Annotated in this window: 18 protein-coding genes and 1 pseudogene; 10 read left to right on the forward strand and 9 right to left on the reverse strand. The window is 70.6% G+C overall.

Going from position 1 to position 21,578, the window contains the following annotated elements; translation table 11 throughout:
• Positions 1-1,704, forward strand: a complete 1,704-nt coding sequence (locus ACTMTI_RS08955) for a serine/threonine-protein kinase (protein WP_441119439.1) — start codon at positions 1-3, stop codon at positions 1,702-1,704.
• An 11-nt stretch (positions 1,705-1,715) separates the two neighbouring features.
• Here ACTMTI_RS08955 and ACTMTI_RS08960 read toward each other — a convergent pair whose 3' ends face one another.
• The 3 genes and pseudogenes from ACTMTI_RS08960 to rph form a co-directional block, all read right to left on the reverse strand.
• Positions 1,716-2,126 (reverse strand): sensor histidine kinase, encoded by a 411-nt coding sequence (locus ACTMTI_RS08960; RefSeq protein ID WP_441119559.1) that lies wholly within the window; start codon positions 2,124-2,126, stop codon positions 1,716-1,718.
• Positions 2,127-2,217: 91 nt separating this feature from the next.
• A pseudogene (locus ACTMTI_RS08965) lies at positions 2,218-2,655 on the reverse strand (sensor domain-containing protein); the annotation flags it as partial.
• A 59-nt stretch (positions 2,656-2,714) separates the two neighbouring features.
• Positions 2,715-5,363 (reverse strand): rifamycin-inactivating phosphotransferase, encoded by a 2,649-nt coding sequence (rph, locus tag ACTMTI_RS08970; protein ID WP_441119441.1) that lies wholly within the window; start codon positions 5,361-5,363, stop codon positions 2,715-2,717.
• 282 nt (positions 5,364-5,645) lie between these two features.
• Between rph and ACTMTI_RS08975 the strand changes: the two genes are divergently transcribed.
• The 6 genes from ACTMTI_RS08975 to ACTMTI_RS09000 all read left to right on the forward strand — a co-directional run bounded on the left by ACTMTI_RS08975 (position 5,646) and on the right by ACTMTI_RS09000 (position 10,677).
• A complete protein-coding gene (locus ACTMTI_RS08975; protein WP_441119443.1) occupies positions 5,646-6,836 on the forward strand; it encodes a cytochrome P450 in 1,191 nt (396 codons plus the stop codon).
• A gap of 214 nt (positions 6,837-7,050) precedes the next feature.
• On the forward strand, positions 7,051-7,776 hold the full coding sequence (locus ACTMTI_RS08980) for a cytochrome P450 (RefSeq protein ID WP_441119551.1): 726 nt from the start codon (positions 7,051-7,053) through the stop codon (positions 7,774-7,776).
• Between the two features lie 22 nt (positions 7,777-7,798).
• Positions 7,799-8,608 (forward strand): oxidoreductase, encoded by an 810-nt coding sequence (locus tag ACTMTI_RS08985; RefSeq protein WP_441119445.1) that lies wholly within the window; start codon positions 7,799-7,801, stop codon positions 8,606-8,608.
• A 25-nt stretch (positions 8,609-8,633) separates the two neighbouring features.
• Positions 8,634-8,831: a ferredoxin gene (locus ACTMTI_RS08990; RefSeq protein ID WP_441119446.1), complete on the forward strand. Its 198-nt coding sequence runs from the start codon at positions 8,634-8,636 to the stop codon at positions 8,829-8,831.
• Entirely contained in the window at positions 8,828-10,021 is a 1,194-nt protein-coding gene (locus ACTMTI_RS08995) for an NAD(P)/FAD-dependent oxidoreductase (RefSeq protein ID WP_441119447.1), read from the forward strand. Before ACTMTI_RS08990 ends, ACTMTI_RS08995 begins: the two co-directional genes overlap by 4 nt.
• Positions 10,018-10,677 carry a TetR/AcrR family transcriptional regulator gene (locus tag ACTMTI_RS09000; protein ID WP_441119449.1) on the forward strand — a complete coding sequence of 220 codons (660 nt, stop codon included), beginning with the start codon at positions 10,018-10,020 and terminating at the stop codon, positions 10,675-10,677. The genes ACTMTI_RS08995 and ACTMTI_RS09000 overlap by 4 nt, the downstream gene beginning before the upstream one ends.
• A gap of 398 nt (positions 10,678-11,075) precedes the next feature.
• Here ACTMTI_RS09000 and ACTMTI_RS09005 read toward each other — a convergent pair whose 3' ends face one another.
• The gene (locus ACTMTI_RS09005; RefSeq protein ID WP_441119450.1) at positions 11,076-11,882 is read right to left on the reverse strand and encodes a helix-turn-helix transcriptional regulator; all 807 of its coding nucleotides are present in this window, start codon (positions 11,880-11,882) and stop codon (positions 11,076-11,078) included.
• A gap of 86 nt (positions 11,883-11,968) precedes the next feature.
• Between ACTMTI_RS09005 and ACTMTI_RS09010 the strand changes: the two genes are divergently transcribed.
• Positions 11,969-12,697: a dienelactone hydrolase family protein gene (locus ACTMTI_RS09010; RefSeq protein ID WP_441119452.1), complete on the forward strand. Its 729-nt coding sequence runs from the start codon at positions 11,969-11,971 to the stop codon at positions 12,695-12,697.
• Here ACTMTI_RS09010 and ACTMTI_RS09015 read toward each other — a convergent pair.
• The 3 genes from ACTMTI_RS09015 to ACTMTI_RS09025 are packed head-to-tail and all read right to left on the reverse strand — an operon-like array spanning position 12,685 to position 17,325.
• Positions 12,685-13,425, reverse strand: a complete 741-nt coding sequence (locus ACTMTI_RS09015) for an ABC transporter ATP-binding protein (protein ID WP_441119453.1) — start codon at positions 13,423-13,425, stop codon at positions 12,685-12,687. The two genes, ACTMTI_RS09010 and ACTMTI_RS09015, sit on opposite strands and share 13 nt — an antisense overlap.
• Before the next feature lies 1 nt (position 13,426).
• A complete protein-coding gene (locus tag ACTMTI_RS09020; RefSeq protein ID WP_441119454.1) occupies positions 13,427-16,081 on the reverse strand; it encodes an ABC transporter permease subunit in 2,655 nt (884 codons plus the stop codon).
• Positions 16,078-17,325, reverse strand: coding sequence for an ABC transporter substrate-binding protein (locus ACTMTI_RS09025; protein WP_441119455.1), 1,248 nt, complete (start codon positions 17,323-17,325; stop codon positions 16,078-16,080). Before ACTMTI_RS09025 ends, ACTMTI_RS09020 begins: the two co-directional genes overlap by 4 nt.
• A gap of 129 nt (positions 17,326-17,454) precedes the next feature.
• Between ACTMTI_RS09025 and ACTMTI_RS09030 the strand changes: the two genes are divergently transcribed.
• Positions 17,455-18,543, forward strand: coding sequence for an alcohol dehydrogenase catalytic domain-containing protein (locus tag ACTMTI_RS09030; protein ID WP_441119456.1), 1,089 nt, complete (start codon positions 17,455-17,457; stop codon positions 18,541-18,543).
• A 7-nt stretch (positions 18,544-18,550) separates the two neighbouring features.
• Here ACTMTI_RS09030 and ACTMTI_RS09035 read toward each other — a convergent pair whose 3' ends face one another.
• Positions 18,551-19,780, reverse strand: a complete 1,230-nt coding sequence (locus tag ACTMTI_RS09035) for a Gfo/Idh/MocA family protein (protein ID WP_441119458.1) — start codon at positions 19,778-19,780, stop codon at positions 18,551-18,553.
• 99 nt (positions 19,781-19,879) lie between these two features.
• Between ACTMTI_RS09035 and ACTMTI_RS09040 the strand changes: the two genes are divergently transcribed.
• On the forward strand, positions 19,880-20,977 hold the full coding sequence (locus ACTMTI_RS09040) for an ROK family transcriptional regulator (RefSeq protein WP_441119460.1): 1,098 nt from the start codon (positions 19,880-19,882) through the stop codon (positions 20,975-20,977).
• On the opposite strand, the gene ACTMTI_RS09045 is transcribed toward ACTMTI_RS09040, so the two are convergent.
• Positions 20,974-21,492: a TetR/AcrR family transcriptional regulator gene (locus ACTMTI_RS09045; RefSeq protein ID WP_441119461.1), complete on the reverse strand. Its 519-nt coding sequence runs from the start codon at positions 21,490-21,492 to the stop codon at positions 20,974-20,976. The genes ACTMTI_RS09040 and ACTMTI_RS09045 overlap by 4 nt on opposite strands.
• Positions 21,493-21,578: the final 86 nt, after the last annotated feature.

Here is a 21,578-nt window from a genome sequence, read left to right on the forward strand (position 1 = left end):
GTGACGGACTCTCAGGTGGGCTTAGGCGTCCCGGGACGTATCGGGGGGCATCGGGTCGTACGGCTGCTCGGCGAAGGCGGACAGGGTGCGGTCTACCTGGCGGAGTCGCCCGCCGGGGGGCGAGTGGCGATCAAGGTGCTGCACGGGCGGCTCGCCGACGATCCGGAGGCCCGGCGCCGGTTCATGCGTGAGGCGGAGGTCGCCGCCAGCGTCGCGCCGTTCTGCACGGCGCGGGTGATCGGCACTGGGATGCTGGGCGAGCAGCCGTACATCGTCAGCGAGTACGTCCCCGGCCCGTCGCTGGACGCCCTGGTGCGTGGCGACGGGCCGCGCACCGGAGGCGGGCTGGACCGGTTGGCGATCAGTACGCTGACCGCCCTCGCCTCGATCCACCGCGCCGGGATCGTACACCGCGACTTCAAGCCGGGTAACGTGATCCTCGGCCCCGAGGGCCCGGTCGTGATCGATTTCGGCATCGCCCGCACCCTCGACGCCATGACCACCACCAATCACCTTGCCGGCACCCCGGCCTACATGTCGCCGGAGCAGCTCGGCGACCAGCCGCTCACGCCCGCCTCGGACATGTTCTCCTGGGCAGTCACCATGGTGTTCGCGGCGACCGGGCGCAGGGCCTTCACCGGCGGCAACGTCCCGGCGATCCTGCATGCCATCCTGCACAGCCCGCCCGACCTGTCCGGGGTGCCCGAGCCGCTGCGCGCGATGGTGGCGGCCTGCCTGGCTAAGAGCCCCGCCGACCGGCCGCCCGCCGAGCAGCTGCTGCGCGAGCTCACCTCCGGCGACGGCGCCGCACGCCCAGGCGACGCTGCCGAGCCTATGCTCGCCGACAGGGCGCGGCCCGCCCGGTCGGCGGCGCCGCCCGTCGCGCCTGCGGCCCTGAACGGGACGATCGCGCGGCCCAGGCGCGAGCAGCGGCCCGGGCGTTCGCGTGGGCCGCTGCTCGTGGCCGGGGCCGCGCTGGTGGCGGTGGCCGCGGCCGCGGGCATCCTGCTCGTGCCCTCCTGGCTGGCCGGGGACAAGGGCGGCGGCAAGAAGGCCACGCCCACCGCGGCCACCTCGTCCGCCACGGCCGGGCCGGTGTTCGACATCGCGGCGTACCCGACGGTCGACGCGGCCGACGGCTTCGACGGCGCCGCAGGGGGCGGCTACGACGGCTACCAGCCCTTCGGCGACGAGGCGATGCCGGTGATCAAGGCCGGGGGCGGCAGGCTCACCGGCGAGGGCAAGGTCCCATTCTTCGGCTGGTTCGCCCTGCCCGGGGCGCCGTCCTCCGGCGACACGGTCAGCGTGATCACCCTGGGCGAGCTCGCGGCCACCGGTGAGCCAGAGGACAGCGTGTTCGTCGGCCGGGTCAAGGACGAGAACAACTACGTCGGCGCCTGGTACAACGACACCCGCAAGCAGATCGGCATCGACGTGCGGGTCAACGGCGAGTTCCGCCACGACCCCAACAACGCCAGCGTGTCGCTCGCTCCCGGAGACCGCCTCGCCCTGGTGCTGTCGGGCGGCACCACGATCACCTCGTACGCCGAGACCGGCGGCGTCTGGCGGCGCCTTACCACCGCCGACCTCGACCTGCTGGCCACGCCGCAGGAGCGGACGCGGTGGCGCCACGGGTTCGCCCTGCGCGCCACGACCGGCACGATCGCCCTGGACGCCGCCGAAGGGCACAGCGCCGCCGGGTGACTCTCAGACGTTCACCATGGCGATCGGCATGGGCCGGCAGGCCGAGGGCGCGCAGGATCTGCTTCGGCAGGAAATGCGCCCGCGCCAAGCAGGAACCGCCCCGCCCCGCCGCCCCCATCGTCCTCGACCTCCACGACCAGGAGCTCGGCTTCGGTACGCAGCCGCACCTGGGCGGACGCGGCGCAGCTGTGCTTGGCGAGGTTGGTCAGCGCCTCGGCGATGGCGAAGTACGCGGCCGTCTCCACGGCCGCGGGGAGCCGGCGGAACGATTCGATCGCGACGGTGCACGGGACCGGCGAGCTCGCGGCCAGCGCCGTGACCGCGCCGTCGAGGCCGCGTTCGGTCAGGACAGGCGGATGGATCGTCCGCACCACCCTCCGCAAGGTGGTCAGCGCGTCCGAGGCGGCCTCTTGAGCGCGCACGGCGAGGAGACGGGCGGGTTCGGGCGCCTCCGCCAGCGAGCGCTCCAGTCAACGCGGTGGGCCAGGAGTCGATCGCGTACCCGAGGACGGACGCGTCGGGCACCGCCTGCCACCACAGCGGAACGGTGACGGCGTTCACCGCGAACAGTGGCAGCGCCACGGCGAGGTATCCGGCCGCCGTACCGACGATGCCGTGTACCACCAGCCACATGAGGTCGCGCGGGGTCGCCGGATCTGTCAGCGCGACGCGTACCTGGTGCAGCAGCGAACCCTCCAGAGGTTGATAGCCGTCGCGCAGCGGCGTTCCGAGCACTTCGGCGATTCTGCGCCGCTGCCAGGAGGCCAACCTGCGGATCCAGGACGTGAGCGAGGGCAGGGCCACCAGCCCCACTCCCAGCGGAACGAGCGCCGCGACGACCACGGTCGCGGCGAACGTGATCAGCGTGAGCAGCCCGATCCCGAAGTCGGCGGCCAGGTGACGGATCGCCCGGCCGGGCCGTATAGAACACAGGACCAGCAGACAGCCCATCTGCTTGAGGGTCGCTGGTGCGCGCGCCCAGGCGGAAGAGACGTTCCCGGACCTCACGGTCAAGCGGGGTTCGGCAGGATCTCCACGTACCCCTCGCTGCCGTTCACCCGGATGCGTTGTCCGTCCTTGATGCGCTCAATGGCTCTCTCCACTCCGGCGACGGAGGGGAGGCCGTATTCGCGGGCCACCACGGCGCCGTGCGTCATCACGCCGCCGACCTCCATCACGACCCCCTTGACGGAGACGAACAGGGGGGACCAGCTCGGGTCGGTGAAGACCGTCACGAGGATGTCTCCTTCTTCCACGTCGGCCTCGGCCATGCTGCGGATGACCCGGGCGCGGCCCTCCACGACGCCCGCTGACACGGCGATGCCGGCCATCGCTCCCTCTGGGAGAGTTCCGGGGTCGTACTCGCCGGAAATGACCTCACCCTCGGACGTGATCACGCGTGGCGGGGTGAGATTCTGGTATGTCTCGTGCGCCTCCCTGCGCTGGATGATGATCGAGTAGTCGAGCTCGCCGGTGTTGACCGCCTGCCTGAACTCCTCGATGGACAGGAAGTACACGTCCTCGGGCTCCTTGATGACGCCCCGGCCGACGAGCTTGGCGGCCTCTGCCATGAGCGCCTGCTTGTAGAGCTCGTAGCGCAGGAGGAGGGAGTGCTTGGAGTATTCGCGGTAGCCGATGAAGTGGCGGATCAGGCTCATCTTCCTGGCCGCCTTCCTGGCCTTGCCGGCGCCGCCGGGGAGTTTTCTGAGGCGGTCGAGGAGGTCGTTCATGCTGCGTTCGGCCTCGGCGCGCCCCTGCTCCGCCTTGCGGCGGCGCTCGCCGGGCGGGAAGTTCTTGATGTTGCCGAGGATGAGCGGGACGAGCAGCGTCGGATCCTCGCTCCACCTGGTCCGGGTGATGTCGATGTCGCCGGCGCAGTGCATACCGTACTTGCGCAGGTAGTCCTGGATGGCGTCCCGGACGGCGGCCCCACCCTCGAGCTCGGCGAGGCCGGTGAAGAAGGTGTCGCGGTCGGCGGTCTCCAGGTAGCGCATGACATCTGGGTGCTCGCGGACCACGTCGGCGACGTCCAGCAGGTCGAGCCCCATGGCGGCCACGACGTTGTGGTCGGCGGACTGGGCGACGGCGTCGGCGGCGTTCTTGACGCCCAGCCAGGTCTCCATGTGCTTGTTGACCCAGTTGACCGCCTGGATGCCGACGAAGGCCGCTGCCACGCTACGGGGATCGAAGGTGAGCTCGGCCAGCACGGCGTGGTCGTCGATGATGTACTGGAACAGCTCGTCGCCGGACTTGCCCGCGAGGCCCTGCCTGCACCGCTCCACCGTCTTCTCGGTGTACGCGATCAGGTCGGGCACGACGCCGGGGTCGTCCTCGCGGGAGAGTTTGAGGTATTGGCGGGCGATCGGCAGAGGGCCGCCCTCGCCGAAGTCCAGCATCGAGGTCTTGCCGTGCGCCAGCGAGGCGACGAAGTCCTTGCGCTTCAGCACGGTACGCAGGGCATTCGCCATCAGGACGTCGACCTGGCCGAGGCTCTTGAGGGTGGCCGGCCTGGCCCAGGACGAGGTGAGCTCGGACGAGACGTCCTTGTAGAAGCGGTTGCCCGCCACGACGCCGGCCGTGCGGCCCAGCTTGTCGTGCAGCAGGGCGAAGAACGACAGGCCGAGCGGGGCGAAGGCGTCGGTCATCATCTGCCGGTGCCCGTAAGAGATGTACACGTGGTTCTTGCCGTCGTGCGAGGGCGGCACGGGATAGAGCGTGGTGATGGGGCGGCTCTGCAGCACGTGGAAGGTGCCGTCGTACAGAGCCCACTCGATGTCCTGGGGTTTGCCGAAATGCGCCTCGATTCGCCGTCCCAGGCTTTCGAGCTGCAGGATCTGGCTGTCGCTGAGCGTCTGGGCGTTCTGCCGGGCGGGCTCGATCGGTTGCTCCTGGGTGCCGCCGGACGGGGAGGCGCGCAGTTCCTTCGTCTGGGTGGCGATCTTCTTGTCGATGATCTCCCCGGCTTGGACCCGGTAGTTGTCGGCGTTGACGAGTCCGGAGACGAACGCCTCTCCCAGGCCGAAGCCGGCGTCGATCGAGACCACCGTGCGGTTGGCGGAGACCGGGTCGGCGGTGAACATGATGCCGGCCCCTTCCGGGAAGACCATCTGCTGGACGACGACCGATAGCCGGACGGCGCGGTGGTCGAAGCCGTTCTGGATGCGGTAGGACACCGCGCGGTCGGTGAACAGTGACGCCCAGCATCGCCGCACGCTGTCGATCATCGCCTCGGCGCCCTTGACGTTGAGGTAGGTGTCCTGCTGGCCGGCGAAGGAGCTGGACGGCAGGTCTTCGGCGGTGGCGCTGGAGCGCACCGCGCAGGGCACGTCCTCATCGCCCGCCTCCTGGAGATGCCGGATGATGTCGCGCCGGAGCTCTTCGGGCACGGTCAAGTCCTCGATGGTCGCACGCAGCCGCGCGCAGGCGGCGGCGATCCCCGGCCGGTCATCGGCCCGCAGCCCGGCCAGCCCGTCGATCAGCGCGCTGACCGCCGCATCCCGTTCCACGACCTCCCGGTAGGCGTCGGTGGTGACACAGAACCCGTACGGCACGCGGACCCCGCTGATCGCGGACAGCTCGCCGAGGTTGGCACCCTTGCCTCCGACCAGGGCTAGCTGCGTCTTGTCGATGTCATGGAACCCGAGTACGTAGGCACTCATGGCTGATTCCCGTCTACTCATTGGGTGGATGACCTGCCTGGAGCCCGGCAAGATCGTCTCCTCGGCGAATTACAATACAGTACACATCTGCATCGAAATAGGTGAGATAGGTCATAGTTCAAATACAGTGCAGTGCTGTATTGTAATTTCCGATTGGGTGGCACGTCCTGCTACCGATGCGCCCGCTGGACGGGGCACCGTGCTCAGCCGCTGTGTCAACGCCCGCCCTCTGTACGGCACCTCAGCCCACCACCCCGGCGGAATCAACCCAAGGAGCCTTCCATGACGGATTGTCCGAGCGTGGCCGCGTCGTTACCGCTCACACGCCCCACCCCCTTCGACCCGCCCGCCGAACTGGCGCGACACCGGCAGAACGGGGCTGTCAGCCGGCTGGCCTACCCGGACGGGCACGTCGGCTGGCTGGTGACCGGCTACGAGCTGGTCCGGGCCGTCTTGTCCGACCCGCGTTTCAGTTCCCGGGCGGAGCTGGCGCACGCCCCGCTCCCCAGTGCCACCATCGCGGCAGAGCCCCGGCCGGCGCCCCCGGGGTTCTTCCTCCAGACCGACGCTCCCGAGCACACGCGCTACCGGCATCTGCTCATCGGCCAGTTCACGGTCCGCCGCATGCGCGCGCTCAGCCCGCGGATCAGCGAGATCACCGACGACTACCTTGATGCCATGGCGCGGCAGGGACCGCCGGTGGATCTGGTGCAGGCGCTGGCTCTGCCGATCCCCTCGCTGGTGATCTGCGAGCTGCTCGGGGTGCCGTACGAGGACCGGGAGGAGTTCCAGCGCCATTCCGCGGCGCTGGCCCGCGTGGGCGCCTCCCACGAGGAGACCCTGGGCGCCTACCTGGCGCTCACCGGCTTCATGGGGAAGTTGGTGGCGGCCCGCCGCGCCATGCCGCGCGACGACCTGCTCAGCGGCCTGACCAGTAGTGATCTGACGGACGAGGAGCTGACGAACATAGGATTCATGCTGCTGGGCGCGGGGCATGAGACCACCGCCAACATGATCGCTCTGGGCACGATGGCGCTGATGGAGCACCGTGACCAGATCGCCGCCCTGCGCGAGGATCCCGAACGGGTCGTGGAGGAGCTGCTGCGCTATCTGAGCGTGGTGCCGTTCACGGTCCGCACCGCCCTGGCGGACGTGGAACTGGGCGGGCAGCTCATCAAGGCCGGCGAGTCGGTGACCGTCTCGATTTCGGCCGCCAATCGCGACCCCGGCCGGTTCGCCGATCCGGACACGCTGGACCTGCTCCGTTCCGCCGGCGCGCACGTCGCCTTCGGCCATGGCATCCACCAGTGCCTGGGCCAGCAGCTGGCGCGCATCGAGATGCAGATCGCCTACCCCGCCCTGTTCGCCAGATTCCCGACGTTGCGGCTGGCCGTACCGGAAGAGGAGGTGCCGTTGCGCACGGACATGCTGATCTACGGCGTCCACCAGCTTCCGGTGACCTGGGAGGCGTAGCAGATGACCGTCTTCCCGGAAGCGTGGGGTGCGCACGAGAGCCACTTCTGGCTGCGGGGCCGGACGCCGGACCGGCCCGAGCACGGCAAGCTCCGCAAGCTCGTCAGCCGCGCCTTCACCCAGAAAGTCGTCGCCGACCTGGAGCCCAGGATCGCCGAGCTGCGGGGCGTGCCCAGCAGCTCGGCGAGGCCTGTTCAAGCAGTGGGTGGACCGGATGTTCCAGGGCTCGCACCAGCCCTCCCTCAACCCCGACGCGGACCAGCAGCGGGCCACCGACATCGCGATGGAGAACGTTCGGCTCCTCACCGGCTATCTCCACCGGCACGCCGCAGAGCGCAGACGCCGGCCGGGGGACGACCTGCTCAGCAGGCTCGCCGAAGCGGAGGTGGACGGTGAGCGCCTCAGCGACGAGGAGATGGCGAACTTCGCCACCATCCTCCTGGTCGCCGGGCACGTCACCACCACGCTGCTGCTCGGCAACACGGTGTTGTGCCTGGACACGTATCCAGAAGCGCGGGCACAGGCCCGCGCCGACCGCTCGACGATTGCCGCGCTGATCGAGGAGTCACTGCGCTTCCTCACCCCATTCGCGGTGGTGGATCGGGTCACCAATACCGAGGTCGAGATCGGCGGGCAGCGTGTGCCCGCCGACCAGTTGCTCACGCTCTGGGTCGCTGCCGCCAACCGCGACCCGCGGCAGTTCCCCGATCCCCACGTGTTCGACCCCACGCGCGATCCCAACCCACACCTCGCCTTCGGCCGCGGCATCCACTTCTGCATCGGCGCGCCGCTGGCCCGGCTGGAGGGCCGTGTCGTGCTCGGCATCCTGCTGGACCGCTTCCCGCACCTGCGCCTCGACCCGGACGACGCGCCGCAATTCATGCCCAGCCCCACCCTGACAGGCGTGCGGAAACTCCCTCTCCTGCTCTACCCGGTCTGACAAAAAGCGAAGGAGGCCATTCATGGCAGCCAAGGTCTGCCTCGTGACCGGCGCCTCATCGGGCATCGGCCGCGCCACCGCGCTGGAGCTGCGCAAAGCTGACCACATCGTGTACGGCGCCGCGCGTCGCCTGCAGCGGATGGATGAGCTGCGTCAGGCCGGCGGCCACGCAGTCGCGATGGACGTCATCAGCGAGGAGGATCTCGGCCGCGTCGTGCGTACCGTTCTGGACGAACAGCACAGGATCGACGTGCTGATCAACAATGCCGGGATCGGACTGCACGGCGCGCTCGAGGACGTGCCCGTCGAGCGGGCCCGTCACCTGTTCGACGTCAACGTCTTCGGGCCGGCTCGGCTCACCCAGCTTGTCCTGCCGCACCTGCGTGAACAGCGTTCGGGGACGATCGTCAACGTCTCCTCGATCGCCGGTGAGATCGCCCTTCCCCTCGTCGGCTGGTACCACGCGTCGAAACACGCCCTTGAGGCGTACTCCGACTCACTCCGGCAGGAGTGCAAGCCGTTCGGCATCGACGTGGTGCTCATCCAGCCGGGGATCATCAGGACCGAATTCGAGGAGGACACGTCGCGAGAACTTCGCGCCGTCTCCGGCCGAGGACCGTACGGAAAGCTCGCCGAGGCCATGGCGAGCCGGGCCGAGAACGTGACGAAGGCCTCCGAACCCGCCGTGGTCGCCAAGACGATCAAAAGACTGCTCCAATCCCGGAAGCCGAAGCCGCGCTACCCCGTCGGCTACCTGGCCAGAACGATCCTGGCGCTGAACAAGCTTCTGCCTGACCGGACGTTCGACGCCATGGTCACGAAGATCGATTAACGCTCTCCCCGAAGAAAGGACCCCCATGGACGTGGTCGTCGACCAGGAAAGGTGCGTCGGAGCCGGCCAGTGCGTCATCGCCGCGCCCGAGGTGTTCGATCAGCGCGAGGACGGCATCGTGCTTCTGCAAGAGCCGTCACCCGGTGCGGACCTGCAGGAGGCGGTCCGTGAGGCCGCCATGCTCTGCCCGGCCGCGGCCATCCACATGACGGAGCAGACGTGAGCACACCCTCCGACGTGCTCGTCGTCGGCGCCTCCGCCGGCGGCCTCACCGTCACCGAAGCGCTGCGCCGCAAAGGTTATGAAGGCCGGATCCGGCTCATCGGCCAGGAACGGCACCTGCCCTACGACCGTCCGCCCCTGTCGAAAGAGATCCTGGCGGGATCCTGGCCGACCGGCCGCGCGTTTCTGCGCGCCCCCGCCGAACTGAACGCACTCCGCGCCGAGTTCATCCTCGGGCGTCGCGCGGACGGACTCGACGTCGAGGCCCGCACGGTAGACCTCGACGACGGGCGAACGCTCTCCTGCGACGTACTCGTCGTGGCCACCGGGTTGATCCCGCGCCGGTTCCCCTACCAACCCGACCTGGCCGGCGTACACACCCTGCACACCCTCGACGATGTCGACGACCTGCGCCGAGGGCTGGCGCTGGCACGGCACATCGCCGTCATCGGGGCGGGCGTGCTCGGGTGCGAGATCACCGCCACCGCGCGCGGCCTGGGATTGCCCGTCACCCTCATCGACCCTGCCCCCGTGACCATGGCCCGCCACCTCGGCGACGAACTGGGCGCCCATGTGGCCGCACTTCACCGGCGACACGGTGTTCACGTACGGACCGGCGTCGGGGTCGCCGGGCTGAGCGGTACGGCCGGTCACGTCAGTGCTGTCGAGTTAGCGGATGGCGAGCTTGTCGCGGCGGACCTGGTCGTCCTCGCCGTCGGAGCCATCCCCGCCACCGAGTGGCTGCACGACAGCGGCCTGTCCCTGTCCGATGGGGTCGAGTGCGATTCTCATTGCCGGGCGGCACCCGGGGTCTACGCACTGGGCGACGTGGCCCGCTGGTATCACGAGGGCCTCGGCACGAGCATCCGCCTGGAGAACCGCACCAATGTCACCCAGCAGGCGATAGCTGTCGCCGCCGCTATCATGGGTGCGAGCTCGCCGTACACCCCCGTTCCGTATTTTTGGAGTGACCAGTACGACGTGAAGATTCAGATCCACGGCATCATCGCGCCGGGTTCACGCATTCGCCCGCTCGACGGCCGGCCGGGCGTAGGGCGATTCGCCGCCTTGGCCGAAATCGACGGCACTGCGGTCGCGGCGATCGGCTGGAATCATCCGCGCGGGGTCATGGCGGCTCGCCGCCATGTCATCGACGCTCTAGGAGCACGCGTCATGAGCCACAGGGCATGACCGGCACCGCGCATACTCCGCGCCTGCCTGGACGCCCCCGCAGCCAGGAGGTCGACGCAGCCATTCTCAGCGCCGCGCTCGACCTCCTGATCGAGCGCGGCGCCAGCAATACCAGCATCGAGCAGGTGGCCCTGCGGGCCGGAGTGACACGGGCCACCGTCTACCGCAGATTCCCCGACAAGACGGCCCTGCTGATCCAGGCCATCGAATCGGTCCACCAGGACCACACTCCGGATGCCCTGGAATGGCCTGACATCGAGCAGATGCTCGAGCAATGGGCGGCCTACCTCAGCAATCCCCGCAACCGCCGCATGCTGCGCCGCCTCTACGGGGCGGTGGACGACTATCCTGAGCTGCTGCAGTCCTACCGCAACTCCCACGGGAGGCGGCGTGCGGCCGCCGAACACGCCGCCTTGCGACGATCTCGCGAGCACGGAGAACTCTCCCAGGATAAGGACCTGGATATTGTGCAGCAGCTGCTCAACGGCGCGGTCATGCATCATCTAGGCACGTATCCCGATACCGAAAGCGCCGACGCCATCAAGAGGTACTTCATGGCGATTCTCCGGCAAGTCGACTACCAACCTGCTGGCGCGACATCGGGCCAGACGGCTGACCAGGTGCACCGACCGGGTGACAGCGACAAACGTCGCTGAGCGTGGAGGCCGATGCCGTACGCGGCCCCGGGCGGCGGGATGTCCTCACTGGTCCGGCGACGTCACACGCAGGTCCGTTGTCATCTGCGGGACAAGATCCGGGCCCGGACCGGGGTAACCGTGTGGGCCGGGACATCCGCGAGGTGATCGCGGAGGTCAACCCGGTTCTGCGCAGAGCGCGGCACCATCCGTGACCGGAGGCGGCGTAACCATGTCAAGAAGATCATCGGTAAGCGGTATACGCCGGGACCGGCGCCGTCATCTTGTCCGCCACCTCGGCATCAGTCGATCGTTGCGGACTCTCGCTTGGGTGAGCAGGAGTACGAGCTGTACGACCTCACCACCGACCCATACCAGCTCGACAACCTGCTCGCCACGCAGACCGAAGACCCACCGTCCTAAAGGGACCACGAGGCGAGCAGCCGCAGCGACTCCTCGGTCGCGCTCCCCGGCTCGGGATGGAGCGTGTGGAGCCGCTGCCCTGACTCGCCCGGCAGCTCGAACGTCTCGTAACGCAGCACCAGCTCCCCCACCACCGGATGCGCCAACCGCTTGACGCCATGGCTGCGTTCCCTGACCACCCGCCCGGCCCACAGCGCGCGGAAGCGCTCGCTGCGCACGGACAGCTCACCGATCAGCGCCATGAGCGCCGGGTCATCAGGGTGGCGGCCGGTGGCGAGGCGGAGCTGCCCGACGGTGGCTCGCAGGACCTCCTCCCGTTCGGCATACAGCTCGCGCCCTGCCGAGTCGAGGAAGTTGTAGCGGGCCAGGTTCCCGCCGCGGCGGCACAGGCCCGGGAAGAGGGCGGCGGCCAGCCGGTTCCAGGCGAGCACCCCGAGCCGATGGTCGATGACGAGCGCCGGAATGTCGGTCATCCGGTCGAGCAGCTCCACCAGCTCGCGCCGCGCCCCGCGGGTGGGGCCGGCACGGCGGCGCCGCGGCCCGGCCAGGTCGAACAGATGGTCCCGTTCGGCGTCGGACAGGCCGAGCGTCCTGGCCAGGGAGTCGATCACGGATGCGGACGGCTGTGCGGCCCGGCCCTGTTCGAGGCGTACGAGGTATTCGACGCTGATCCCGGCCAGCTCGGCCAGCTCCTCGCGGCGCAGGCCGCGTACCCTCCTGCGTGGCCCGCTCGCCAGGCCGACGTCCTCGGGCGTGACCTCGTTCCTGCGGGCCTGGAGAAATGCGCCGAGTTCCCGGTTCATACGGTCAAGTGTGCCGGTTGCGAACACGTGTAACCTGCCCCTGCGAGTACCTGGATATGCGGAAACACCCTGGGCATGCTGGGCCCATGTGCCATTCCACTGACAGCAGACCGCCCGCCCCGCCGATCCAGGGCGAGGTGGCCTCTCATGAGCAGATCGAGTTGACCGCCGCCGACGGCAACCGTTTCCTCGCCTACCGGGCCGAGCCTGCCGAGCCCAACGGGCGCAGCGTGGTGATCCTGCCTGACGTGCGCGGGCTGCATCCGTTCTACCGGGATCTGGCGGTGCGGTTCGCCGAGGCGGGGTTCCGTACGATCGCGATCGACTACTTCGGCCGTACGGCGGGCCTCGGCGACCGCGGCGAGGACTTCGACTACATGGCCCACGTCAGGCAGGTGACCAGCGACCAGGTCAGGGCCGACGCGCGGGCGGCCACCGAGGCGCTGGAGGGACCCGTCTTCACCTTGGGGTTCTGCATGGGCGGCGCTCATTCGTGGCGGCAGGCCGCGGAGGGCAACGGCCTGGCCGGGGGCATCGGCTTCTACGGCGCGCTCCGGGCCATCGACGAGCCGAAGTCCGGCCCTGGCGCGCCGATCCTGCTGCTCAGGGGCGGGGCGGACACGGTGTCGACGCCGGAGGAGTTCGACGCGTACACGGCCGCGCTGGACCGGGTCGGCACCGAGCACGAGACCCACCTCTACGAGGGGGCCCCGCACTCGTTCTTCGACCGCTCGTACGGCGAGTGGGCGGAGGCGTGCCAGGACGCCTGGCGCCGCATCCTGTCCTTCACCGAGCGCCACGCTCAGCCCAAATAGGCGGCCCGCACGACCGGGTCCTCCCTGATCTCCGCCGGCGTGCCGGTGGCGATCACCCTGCCGAGGTCGAGCACGATGATCCGGTCGCAGGTGTCCATGACGAAGCCCATGTCGTGCTCCACCAGCAGCACGGTCGTGTCCAGCGCCCGCACGACCTCCCCGAGACGGCTGGTCTGGCCGGCGTCCAGCCCGGAGGTCGGCTCGTCGAGCAGCAGCAGCGTGGGCCGGTCGGCGAGGGCTCTGGCCAGCTCGACGAGCCGGCGCTGCCCGACGGGGAGCGCGGCGGCGTACGCGTCCCGCAAGGGGGTGAGCCCGCACAGCTCCAGGACCTCGGCCGCGCGCTCGCGCCGCTCGCCCTCGCGCCGTCGCCGGCCCGGCCAGCCGACCAGGTCGGCGGCGAGCCCGCCACCGCCGCCGTGCCAGTCGAGCGCGGCCAGCACGTTGTCGGCCACGGTGAGCCGGCCGAACACCTGGGTCCGCTGGAAGGTACGGCGCAGCCCGGCCCTGGCCCGTTCGACCGGCGACACCCCGGTCAGGTCCCGGCCCGCCACGCTGACCCGTCCCGCGCTCGGCCTGCGCAGCCCGGACACCACGTCGAACAGCGTGGTCTTGCCCGCCCCGTTCGGCCCGATCACGCCGCAGACCTGGCCCGCGCCGACCTCGAAGGACACCTGGTCCAGCGCCCTGACCCCGCCGAACGCCACCGACACGCTCTCGACGGCCAGCATGTCACCGCACCCCCAGATAGGCGGCGGTCAGCCGCTCGCTGTCCACCTCGGAGCGAGGCCCGAGCCAGGTGACACGGCCCAGCCGCATGAACGCCACCCGGTCGGCGATCGCCAGCGCCTCGGTGGCCTTCTCCTCGACCAGCAGCAGTGCCACCCCGCGCTCGCGCAGTTCGGCGAAGACCTCGAAGATCTGCCGCACCACCAGCGGCGCCAGGCCGAGCGACGGCTCGTCCGCGATGAGCACGCGCGGCGGGCGCACCAGCGCGGGCGCGAGAGTGAGGAGCTGCTGCTCGCCGCCGGACAGGGCGCCGGCGAGGACGGTACGGCGCGCGGCGAGCTGCGGCAGGCGCTCGTAGACGGGGGCGGGGTCGGGCAGCCAGGTCCGCAGGTTCTCCTCGACGGTCAGACCGGGGAACACGCCCCTGCCCTCGGGTGCGAGCAAGATACCGGCCCGCGCCCTGCGATGGGCGGGCCAGGCGGTGACGTCCTGGCCGTCCAGCAGGATCCGGCCACCTGTGACGGGCAGGTCTCCGGCGGCCGCCGCGCAGGTGGTGGACTTGCCCGCGCCGTTCGCGCCGAGCAGCGCGACGACCTCGCCGGGGTTGACGGCCAGGTCGACGCCGCGCAGCACGGTGCAGTCCGCGTAACCGGCGACAACGCCTTCCAGCGCGAACAGCGGCCGTACGGCGGCGCCGTCGAGCCGTCCGCTGCCCGCCGGGGCCGCCGGGACCGCCGGGACCGCCGGTTCCTCGTGGACTTTCTCGCCCGCGCGGCGGCGATGGCGCAGCTCGGCCATCTGGGTGAGCACCCCGTCCGGGTGCTTGGCGAGGATCATGCCGCCGAGCCCGAACAGGATCGCGCCGACGTGCGCGGACACGTCCCAGGTGGCCAGCAGCTCGGGCATGACGACCGCGATGAGCCCGCCGAGCACCGCGCCGCCGATGCGGCGCACTCCCTGCAGCACCACCACGGCCAGCCAGACGAACCCGGAGAACGCCGGCAGGTCGGTGGCGGTGATCGACCCCTTCGCCACCGCGAACAGCACCCCGCCGAGCCCGGCGATCGCGGACGCCAGCACGAACAGCATGATCTTGGTACGCGGCGCGGACAGCCCGGACGTCGTCGCGGCGGCCGGGGCCGACCGGACCGCCAGGATCGCCCGCCCGGACGCCGACCTCTCCAGGTTCCGCACCAGCGCCGCCACGGCCCCGATCAGCACGAGCAGCACCACCACCAGCACCCGCGGATCGGAGGTGTCGGCGAAGCCGAACCCGAGGGCGGGCAGCGGCCACCCGATGGTCCCGTTGCTGAACGCGTCCACCTGGAACAGCACCTGATCGGCCAGCAGCGCCAGGGCCAGCGTGGCCAGCGTGAGCACCCGCCCGCCCAGCCGCAGCGCGGGCAGCGCCACCAGCATCCCCACGGCTGCGGCCGCCAGCACGCCCAGCAGGATCGCCACGAAGAACGGCAGCCCGGACGAGAACGCCCACCCGCAGGTCAGCGCCGCCATCGCGGCGAAGGCCGCCTGCGCCAGGTTGACCATGCCGCCGATCCCGGTCACCACCACGAACGAGCAGAAGATCAGCGCGAGCACGAGCCCCTGCGCGGCGATGCCCACGTAGTACTCCGGCCCCGCGAACGTGAACCCCACCAGCGCGACCAGCCCCAGCGCCCACGGCAACCGCCGCCGCCACGGCGGCAGCCCGGCCAGGTGGTCGGGGGGTGGCGCGTCCTCGGCCGCGCTGCCCGCGATCCGCTCGCGTGAGCGGTTCAGCAGCACCAGTCCGGCGAACAGCAGCAGCACCGGCACGGCCGTGCGCAGCCCGGTGACCTGCTCCAGGAAGTCGGTGTAGCCGGCGACCAGGTTCTGGACCACGCCGAGCGCGAGCCCGGCGGCGAACGTCCAGGGGATCGACCGCAGCCGCCCGAACACCGCGGCCGTGGCCGAGGCGAACAGCAGCACCGTGTACGCCGTCGCGTCCAGCCCCAGCACCGACACCGCCAGCACCCCGGCCAGCCCGGCCAGCCCGGAGCCCAGCATCCAGGCCAGCGCCGAGGTGGCGTCGGCGTCGATGCCCCGGAGCGTGGCCAGGCGGCGGCGGTCGACGGAGGCCCGCATGCGCAGCCCGTAGGGGGTGTGCCGCATGAACGCCCAGAGCCCGGCCGCCGCCACGGCCGAGAAGGCGAAGGTGATGAGCTGGTCGGTGTCGAGGCGGACGCTCTGTACGCCAAAGGGCACGTCGAACGTCTGGGCCGGGTGCGGCCCGATCCCGCGCGGCAGCGCGGTCGCGTCCGCGGGCGGCAGTCCGGCCAGGTCCACGACCAGCAGGCCGAGCGCGGGCAGCGCGATCGTCAGCCCGATCGTGGCGACGATCTGCGCGGTCTCCCCCGCCTGCGCCAGCCCCCGGAACATGGCCTTGTGCAGCACGTACCCGAGCGCGGGCGCGAACAGCACCACCGACACCAGCGCCGACAACCACGCGGGCACCCCGGCGGCCACGTTGAGCTCGTAGAACAGCAGGGCGGACAGGAATCCGAGCGCGCCGTGGGCGAAGTTGAACACCCCGGTCGCCGCGTACGAGAGCGTCAGGCCCGCTCCCATGATCGCGAAGATGGCTCCGGTGACCAGGCCGCTGAGAACGTAGCCAAGGATCATTTGAGCGGCACGTTGTCGAAGCACTTCATGCTCTTGGCCACCTCGAAGGCGCCGTTCTCCAGCTTGACCAGGGCGCCGCAACCGTTCGGCTCGCTGTGGTCCTTGGGGTACTGGATCTTGCCGAAGCCGGCGTTCTCGTACACGTACGAGCCGTTGCCCGCGGCCAGGAACTTCTCCCTGGTCAGGTCCTTGCCGGTCTTGTTCAGCATGTCGAGGAAGATGTCGGCGGCCCAGTAGCCGATCGCCAGGTGCTGGGTCGGGACCATGCCGGGGGCGACCTTCTCGACGTCCTGCTTGAGCTGCGCGATCTCGGGAGCGGTGGACTCGAACGGCTCGAACATCGGCGCGGCGATCACGCCCTCCAGGGCCTGAGCGCTGGCCGGGTCCTTGAGTATGGCGGCGTCGTAGCTGGTCGCGTCCGTCAGCACGCCCTTGTAGCCGGCCCGCTTGAGCGCCGAGTACAGGCCGACGTTGAACTTGGTGCCCGCGATGACCGAGACGACGACGTCGGGCGCCTTGCCGCCGTTCGACGTCATGATCTTGTTGACGTACGGGAGCCAGTCGGGCGGTGGGGCGGCGGCCGGCAGGCCGGAGTTCACGCCGACGAGCTTGAAGCCGGCCGCGCTGAACGACTGGGAGATGGTGGTGCCGCCGTACTTGCTGCCGCTGGAGTCGGAGGTCTGCACGTAGACGGTCTTGCCCTCGGCGCCGCCGAGCAGGTCGGCCATCTGCCGGCCCCACCACGTCTGCGATCCCGCGCCCTGTTTGGGCGCCAGGCAGCCGTTGTAGCCGAAGCCGGTCTTCGTGCCGCACCACTGCGGCCCGGTCGCCCAGCCGAACCACGGCACGCCCTGCTGCTCCAGGAAGGCGGCGCCGCCGAAGTTGGGGGCGTGCACCGGGACCAGGGCGAACACCTGGTCCTTCTGCACGAGCTTCTTGGCCGCCGCGTCGCCCTTGGCCGCGTCCTGGCCGTCGTCCTCGGCCCCGATGAACTCGATCTTGCGCCCGTGCACGCCGCCCTCGGCGTTGGCCCGCTCGAACCTGGCCTTGGCGCCTATCTCGGCGTCCTTGGTCGAATATCCGCTGGCGCTGGTCTTGGTCAGCACGCCGCCGACCTTGATCGTCGTGCCGGTCACACCGGGCACGGCCGTTCCGCTCTGCTGGGCCGTGCCCCTTTGCTGGGCCGCGCACCCGGCGACGAGCAGCGTCACCGTGAGCGCCGCCGCCGCACCCCGCCGTACCATGGTCCACCCCTTGCGTTTTGGCCTAGCGCTCGCTTGGTTTGCGCCGAGCGTAAATTCGCCCGGGAGGGGTGTCAACGGTGCCCTAGCAACCGCTTGCTCGCAGGTTCGGGGCCGGTTACCGTGTGGCGCATGCTGATGCGCGCGGCCGTGCTGACCGATTTCCACGCCCCCATGGAGATCCGCGAGGTCGAGATCGACGATCCGGCTCCCGGCGAGGTCCGCGTGCAAATCAAGGCGTCGGGCGTGTGCGGCTCCGATCTCAAGGCGATCGACGGCAAGAGCCCCGTGGTGAGCAGGCTGCCGTTCATCCTGGGGCACGAGAGCGCGGGGGTGGTCGAGAGCGTCGGTACGGGCGTCACCACCGTCAAGCCGGGCGACCACGTCATCATCGCGATGAACGGCCCCTGCGGCCGGTGCCGCCACTGCGGCGCGGGCCGCTTCCACCTGTGCGCGGGCCCCGCCAGGCTACCGACGATCATGGGAGGGCTGCCCCGGATCACCCTGGACGGCCAGGAGACCCGCCGGTTCATCGGCATCGGCTCATTCGCCGAGTACGCCGTCGTCAGCGAGACCATGTGCGTGAAAATCGCGAAAAACGCGCCGTTCGCCGCGATGTGCCTGCTGGCCTGCGGCGTCGTGACCGGAGTCGGCGCGGTCATGAACGTCGCCCAGGTCCCGGCCGGCGCCACCGTCCTCGTCGTGGGCTGCGGCGGGGTGGGGCTCAACGTCATCCAGGGCGCGGTGCTCGCCGGAGCGACCACCATCGTCGCCGCCGACGTGGCCGAGCAGAAGCTCAAGCTGGCCGAGCGCTTCGGCGCCACCCACACGCTGCCGGCCGAGGACCTTCCCCGGCAGGTGGGTGAGCTGGTGCAGGGCGGCGTCGACTACGCCTTCGACGCGACAGGGGTGCCCGGCGTGCTGGCGCAGGCGTTCGCCGCGACCCGATCCGGTGGCGCGACGGTCATGGTCGGCAGCCCGCCGGCCGGCCACCCCGTGGAGCTGGACCCCGGCCTGCTGTTCGCCTCCCGCCGCCTCATGGGCACCCAGGGCGGCGACGCGGCGCCGCACCGCGACCTGCCCATGCTGGCCGAGCAGTATCTTCGCGGCCGCCTGGACCTCGACGGCCTGGTCTCGGAACGGCTGCCGCTCGAACGGATCAACGAGGCCGTCGCCCACGTACGGGAGGGCACGGTCGCCCGCACGGTCATCACTTTCTGAGCGATCCCTATGCGTGCAGGGTGACGGTCTCGCCGTGGAGCCGTGACCGCTCGGCGGCCCAGGCGACGAGGTGGCTGTGCAGGCTCTCGCCCGGCGAGGAGAGGACCGGCGCGCGGTCCCTCGTCTCCACCGCCGTCAGGAACGCCTCGACCAGCCCCGCGTCACCGCCCCCGTGGCCGCCGCCGGCCGTCGGGTCCCCGGTGGGGCTGGTGTCGACGGTCTCGGAGCGCCCGGTGACGAAGTCGTGGACGGTCAGGCGGTCGCCGTCGCCGTCGATGGAGCCGCGGGTCCCGAAGATCCGGGTCTGCCGGTGCAGCGCCGGGGTGAAGGCGGTCATGGTGAACGACGCGGTGGTGCCGCCCTCGAACTCCATGTTCACGACCTGGTGGTCGACGACGTCGTTGTCGCAGGCGTACACGCAGCGGCCGTACGGGCCGGTCCTGAGCGCCTCCAGCACCCCTTGCTCGGAGACGTCGTCGGTGAGCACCGACAGCGGCCACACCTCACGCCCGGCCAGCGGGAGGTAGATGCGCTTGGCCGAGTACGGGCAGTCCGGCTCGACCGCACAGTCCAGGCAGCGGTCGGCAGCGCCGGCCGGCCGGTTCTCGGGGCGGAAGTGCCTGAGCCCGCCGAACGAGGAGACGCGCACGACCCGCTTGCCGGTCAGGTGGACCAGCCAGTCGAGGTCGTGGCACGACTTGGCGAGCAGCATGAACGTGGACTCGTCGGTACGCCGCCAGTTCCCCCGCACGAACGAGTGCGCCTGGTGCCACCAGCCGACCGGCTCCAGGTGCTGGATGCTGACGATCTCGCCGATGCGGCCCGCGTCGAGCAGCGCCTTCAAAGCCCGTGTGTACGGCGTGTAGCGCAGCACGTGGCAGACGGCGAAGATCGCGTCCGTCGGAACTCGGCGTTCGGCGGCCGCCACGATGGCCTGGCAGTCATCCTCGGAGACCGCCATCGGCTTCTCCAGCAGGATGTCGTAGCCGAGCTCGGAGAAGCGCAACGCGGGCTCCACGTGGTCGCGGTCCTGGGTGGCGATGATGACCGCGTCCGCCTGGCGGGGCAGCGCGGCCAGTTCGCGCCAGTCCGCGTACTGCCCGGCCTCCGGGAACCTGGCGCGGCGGCTCTCCAGCGGATCGGCCACCGCGACCACCCGCGCCCGGCCGCTCTCGACGGCGTGCCGGGCATAGGCGACGCCCCGCGAGCCCGCACCGACGACGGCGAGCGTGACCATTGCGCCTCCACTTATGTAACCAGTTAACGTATCTCGGCCGATGCTAGGATCTGGGCTGGTAGTCGTCAACAGGGAACTTTTGAGAAAGGGTCTCATAAGTTGACCGAACTCCGCCCCGGCGACGCCTCACTGCTGCGCAAGGTGAACACGCAGGTCACGCTCAGGGCCCTGCGTCGCGAGGGCGTGGCCACGCTGACGCAGCTCGGCCGCATCACCGGGCTGTCCAGGCAGACGGTGGAGGCGGTGCTCGACGAGCTGGGCGAGCGCGGCTACGTCAGTGAGACGCCACCCGACGAGGGCGTGATGGGGCGGCCCGCACGGCGGTTCGCGTTCCGGGCGGACGCCGGCTACGTGGTGGGCGTGGAGGTGGGCGGCGAGGGCATCGTGGCCGCGCTGGCCGACCTCAACGGTGACGTGATCGCGTGGGAGCGGGCCGTCGTGCCCGGCGACGCGGCGGCGCACGAGCGGCTGGAGGCGGCCCGCCGCACCTCGCTGAGGTGCGTGGACGGCGCGGGCGTGGCGCGCAAGCGGGTGTGGGGCGTGGCGGCGGGGACCTCGGGCATCGTGGACCGCACCGGACGGGTGTCGCTGTCGATCACGCTGCCCGGCTGGACGGGGGTGGACCTGGCGGGGCTCGCCGGGCGCTGGTTCGGCGGCACCGCGCTGGCCGCCAACGACGCCAACCTGGCGGCGCTGGCCGAGCACTGGCGCGGCAGCGCGCAGCATGCCTCCGACGTCGTGCACATCCTGATCGGCCACCGCGCGGGCGCGGGCGTGCTGATCGGCGGGCGGCTGCATCCCGGGCGCAACGGGGCCGCGGGTGAGATCGGCACGCTGCGCCAGGTCGGCTGGGAGGACGCCGCCCGCGAGCTCGTCAAGGACGCCTCGGCGGCGCAGGTCTTCGAGGCGGCGCTGAGCGGGGACCGGGACGCGGCGCGCCGGGTCGACCGCTACGCCGAGAACCTCGCGATCGGCGCCGCGGCGCTCGTCCTCGCCATCGACCCCGACCTGGTGGTGCTCGGCGGCGGCCACGCGCGGGCCGGCGACGTGCTGCTCGAACCGCTCCGCCGCCATCTGGGCGAGCTGTGCGTGCGCGTGCCCGAGGTGGCCGCCTCCACGTTCGGGGACGAGGGGGTGGCGCTGGGCGCGGTACGCCTCGCACTCGATCACGTCGAGCGGGAGATGCTCGGCCTTTAAAGGGCCGGCGCGGCTTTCAGCAGGACGGCTCTGACCTGCTCCTCCGGCAGGTCCATGGTCTTGACCGCGCCCCACTGCAACGCCCCGAGCAGGGCCCAGCTTCTGAGCCGGATCTCGGGATCGGGGTCGTCGCCCACGAGTTTGGCGTAGATCTCGTCCCTGAACGTCCTGACGGTCGCGCGCTCGGAGCCCGGCGCGGCGTCGTCGGCGGCCAGGTCCTCCATGAACAGCCGGATCACGGACCGGTAGCGCACCGCGAACTCGACCAGCGCCGCCACGAAGTCTCCGCGTTCAGCGTAGTCGGCGTCGAGGAGCGCGAGCATGTCGCCGGCCGCCGGCGACAGCAGTTCGGCGGCCAGGCGGTCCTTCGGATGGAAGTGGTAGGCGACCGCGGTCTTGGTCAGGCCGACTGCGGCGGCGATGTCGGCCAGTGACGTGGCCCTGTAGCCGCGTTCGGCGAACAGCTCTCTGGCGGCGGCCAGGATCCGGGTGCGGGTGTCGTCGGCTGTGGTCATCGTCTCATTTTCTTTGAGGAGGCAGCCTTCCGGATATTTCCGTTTTATCGTATGTCCTGTACGTCCGTACAGGACGGTCGTCAAAT

This window comes from Nonomuraea sp. H19 (assembly GCF_052068215.1).
Classification (GTDB): Bacteria; Actinomycetota; Actinomycetes; order Streptosporangiales; family Streptosporangiaceae; genus Nonomuraea.